The organism is Rudaea sp. (genome assembly GCF_036383415.1).
GTDB lineage: Bacteria > Pseudomonadota > Gammaproteobacteria > Xanthomonadales > Rhodanobacteraceae > Rudaea.
The window spans coordinates 1-3,719 of record NZ_DASVOK010000498.1; the positions used below are offsets into that span (position 1 = coordinate 1).

Here is a 3,719-nt window from a genome sequence, read left to right on the forward strand (position 1 = left end):
GGCACGCCCGCGCGCTTTGCCAGAATGCTGCCGGAACTCCTTGCCGCAACGACAGCGGTGTTGCCGCAGCCCCGGCGTAGCGCGCCGCAGGCGCGCGCCGAAATGCGCGCCGCGCACGATTCGGCAAGCGCCACGCTGGCACGCGCGTGGCGGGCGCAGGGCGCAGAGGCATTCGAACGCCTGCTCGCGCATATCGAAGCGGGCTACATTAACAAGGGCTCGTACCGCATCGAAAAGGTGCGCGAGGCGCGCGAAATTTTCACGCGCTGCATCGAGACGGGCGGCACACCCGATGTCGAACTGCTCGAGCGTTACACGAGCGCGGCGATCGAGGCCAAGCACAACAGGAACAAGCCAGTGCTGAAACGCCAGGCGTTCTTCGACGCCGTTGCGCAGACGCGCGATTTGGTGCGCGCCGCGCAGGACGCGCGCCGCGATTTCGGCCTGCATCTGCTGCACGCCAGCGTAGAACGCGCACGCAGGCAGCTCACCGGGATCAAACAGGCGGCGCGGCGCCATTCCTACGACGATCTCGTCGATGCGTTGCGCCGCGCCGTGTGCGACGAGCGCGCCGGCGCCGCATTCGCCGCCGCGTTGCGCGCGCAGTTTCCGGTCGCGCTCATCGACGAGTGTCAGGACACCGACGCCGCGCAGTTTGCGATCTTCGGCAAGATTTGGGGACAAAGCGGCACGCTGATACTGATCGGCGATCCGAAACAATCGATCTACCGTTTTCGCGGCGGCGATGTCGATGCGTACCTCTCGGCACGCAAGCATGCGGCGGGGACGGCGACACTCAAGCGCAACTTCCGCTCCTCACCTGCGTACCTGCGCGCGCTCGAGCATTTGTATGCTTTTTCCGCCGAGGCCGCATTCGCCGATGCGCGCATCGAGTTCGAAAAGGTGACAGCTGGCGGCAATGTCGCCGACGGCGAAGTCCTGGTCGAGGGCGAACCGATCGCGCCGTTGACGTTCTTCACGGCCGAGGGCATTTCAAGCAAGCCCGAGGCGATGGCCAGCCTCGCCGACGGCTGCGCCGCGGCGATACTCGATTTGCTGTTGCGCGCACGCGCCGGCAAGGCGACGATCGTCGATGAAACGGCGCGCGCACCGCGCGCGATCGCAGCGCAAGACGTCGCCGTGCTGGTCCACACAAACGATGAGGCCTATGCGATGCAGACCGCGCTGTCCGCACTGTATCTGCCGAGCGTGGCTGTTACCCGACGCAGCGTATTCGCGAGCAACGAGGCCGCCGAGCTGCAGCTCCTGCTCGATGCACTGATCGAATTCGACGAGCGCCGCTTGCGCGCGGCGCTGACCACGGTGCTGTTTGGCCGCACGCTGGAAGACTTCGCCGACGCCGAACGTCTGAACTGGCCACGCCGGCTGAGCGAATTCGCGAACTTGCGCGAAACCTGGCAGCGTCACGGCGTGCTCGCGATGCTCGAGCAGGCGTTCGAGCACTGCGCTCCCGGCGTGCTGCGTCTGATCGATGGCGAGCGGCGCATGACGAACTACTTGCACCTCGCCGACTTGTTGCAGGGCGCGAGCGCACAAAGTCTGGGTCAACGCGGCCTGGCTGACTGGCTCGCGCAACGAATCTTGCGCGCCGACGACGACAGCGAAGACGAACAGCTGCGCATGGAATCCGACGCCGCGCGCGTGCAGATTCGGACCGTGCATGTCGCCAAGGGGCTCGAGTATCCGTTCGTGTTTCTGCCGTTCGCTGCGCTCAGACCCGGTGCGCGCAACAGCAAGCCACAGTTGGTGCGCCATCACGACGCGGACGGCAATGCGCGCCACTACTGGATTGCCGACGATGCCGCCGCGGAACATCCCGATGCGCAAGCCGCGCTCGATGCGGAAAAGACAGAGGAACAGGCCGAGCGCCTGCGCGTGCTCTATGTTGCACTGACGCGCGCGCGCTATGCGAGCTTCGTCGGCATTGGCATCTTCGGCGGCGGGTCGGCTTGGCCGGCGCTGCTCAATCTCCTGCAGGTCGAGGCGGGCAAGACGGCGGAAACCCTGCTGATGCGGCGCTTGCGCATGCTTGTCGATACCTCCGGCGGCACGATCCAATCCTCGCCGCTGCCCGAGCGCAGCGAACAGCGTTGGAGCGAGGAGATGTCGGCCGTTCCCGGCGCGGCGCGCGTCGCAACGCGCCCGCTGCCCGCGTTGCGCGGCAGCTACAGCTTTTCGCGCCTGAGCGCCGGTACGCGCGAAGATGCGCAGGCGCAGGAACGCGGCGGCGCGAATGACGAGGCAGCGCCGGTGTCTTCAACGATCGCTTACCTCGACATTCCCTTTGCGCTGCGTGGCCCGCGCTTCGGCACCGCGTTCCACGAAATCCTCGAACGCGCCGACTTCGCCGAGTGGCGCGATTGGACCGAGCTCGCGCCGCCATCGACCCAGCGCGAATTGGTTGCCCGCGTGCTCGCGCGTCACGCGCTGGCGCGCGAGAGCGCGGCCGAAGCGACGATCACGCGCCTCGTTGCGGCGACGCTCAACGAACCGCTGGCGTTCGGCGCGCGCCTGGCCGACCTCGCCCCGCGCACGAAGCGCGCCGAACTGCCGTTCCACTTCGCGATCGGCGATGCCGATGCCGCGCGCTGGCTCGACGCGATGCACGCGCACGGCTACCTGCCGGGCCGTACACGTTTCGACAGCCAGCGTCTGCGCGGCCTGATGACCGGCGTGCTCGATCTCGTCGTGCTGCACGATGCGCGCTGGTGGGTGATCGACTACAAGACGAATCTGCTGTTCGCGAACGATGGCGGAAGCAATCCGTACTCTCCCGAGGCGTTGGCGAGCGCAGTGCGCGACGCGGAATACGACCTGCAATACCTGATCTACCTCGTCGCGTTGCACCGCTGGCTCAAGGCGCGAGTGCCCGGCTACGACTATGCGCGCGATGTCGGCGGCGCGCTGTACCTGTTCGTGCGCGGGCTCGACGGCAGCGGCCGCAACGGAGTGCACGAGGACTTGCCGCCGTCGGAATTGATCGCCGAACTCGATGCGATTCTGGCGCCGAAACACGAGGAAGCGGTATGAGCGATCTGCTCACCCGCCTCGAAGCCCAGGGCATCGTGCAGCCGGTGGACGCGGCACTCGGCCGCTTGCTTGCGGCGAAAGCAAAAGCCAACGGCGAAATGATCGGCCTCGCCGCCGCGTTCGCGAGCGCCGCGCTCGCCGAAGGTCACAGCTGCGTGCCGCTGTCCGAACTGCGGGCCTTCGCCACCGCGCGCGCGGCTGACGATGCGAATGCCGCGTCGCTTCTCGTTCGCGGCTTGCCGGCGATCGACGAACTGCGTCGTGCGCTGCTCGATTGTGACCTGGTTTCAGGCGACGGTGCGGCAGGTACCGCGTTGGTGCTCGATGCAGAGGATCGTTTGTACCTGCGCCGCTACCATTGCTACGAGCGAGCGGTCGCCGCGGCGATCGGCACACGTGTGCAAACCACGCCGCCGGCAATCGATGCTGCGAGCGTCGAAGCCGCGCTCGATCGCTACTTCACCGCGCAGCGCGATCCCGACCAGGTCGCGGCGGTGCGGCTCGCCTTGCGTTCGCGCTTTGTGCTCATCTCGGGCGGCCCGGGAGCCGGCAAGACCTCGACCGTGCTGCGCCTGCTCGCGATCCTGATCGAACAGGCGCTCGCCGCGGGTGAACGTGCACCGCGCATCGCGCTCGCCGCACCGACCGGCAAGGCCGCGGCGCGTCTG

The 3,719-nt window shown here is 67.4% G+C and carries 2 protein-coding genes; both read left to right on the forward strand.

Annotated features, from left to right (window positions below):
• A partial coding sequence (locus tag VF497_RS18075; RefSeq protein ID WP_330891382.1) for a UvrD-helicase domain-containing protein occupies window positions 1-3,051 on the forward strand: 3,051 nt, incomplete at its 5' end.
• A partial coding sequence (locus VF497_RS18080) for an AAA family ATPase (RefSeq protein ID WP_330891384.1) occupies window positions 3,048-3,719 on the forward strand: 672 nt, incomplete at its 3' end. The genes VF497_RS18075 and VF497_RS18080, both read left to right, overlap by 4 nt.